Here is a 409-nt window from a genome sequence, read left to right as displayed (position 1 = left end):
TGTTCAGCAAATGCCCTAAATTATTGAACACCTGCTGTTTGTTGCAGGCTGATTTCTTGCCTGTACGCTCAAGTTTTGTTAACCATGATTGTCCGTCGTTGCTGTGTACGGTCATTGTTTCCCTCTCACGTTCGATCTGTCTGCCAGCCCTTCGCTCCGCGATCATTACTCGTTTCATCACTACTATGGCTGACTCCGACTTCCTGATACCCATCTCTCAGGCCTTGTGTTTTGGCACTTGTGCCCGATATACTCATTCCCTTGAGAGGTGTCAGGATCTCCTGGGTTCCGCACTGTTCTCTACAAACTCGCCGACGCCTGAGACGCCGGTGTGTGCTTCTGACTGGAAAAAAATCACCAGTGTGCCCCTTCAGAAACTATTGCCTGCTGGTTCGACGATACCATCGGC

At 50.1% G+C, this 409-nt stretch carries 1 protein-coding gene; it reads right to left on the bottom strand.

Annotated elements, in window-relative coordinates; genetic code table 11:
- Positions 1-125 precede the first annotated feature (125 nt).
- Entirely contained in the window at positions 126-257 is a 132-nt protein-coding gene (locus tag AAC147_RS05685; protein WP_258087083.1) for a hypothetical protein, read from the bottom strand.
- Positions 258-409: the final 152 nt, after the last annotated feature.

Source organism: Xenorhabdus sp. NBAII XenSa04, from assembly GCF_963866145.1.
In the GTDB taxonomy this organism is placed as follows: domain Bacteria; phylum Pseudomonadota; class Gammaproteobacteria; order Enterobacterales; family Enterobacteriaceae; genus Xenorhabdus; species Xenorhabdus indica.
The sequence above is the reverse complement of the archived record's forward strand: the minus strand, read 5'-3'. Positions and strand labels throughout refer to the sequence as shown.

What these genes read in the sequence shown, in the direction of transcription:
- AAC147_RS05685 (WP_258087083.1), bottom strand. Translation starts at nt 257, where the DNA reads ATGAGTATATCGGGCACAAGTGCCAAAACACAAGGCCTGAGAGATGGG.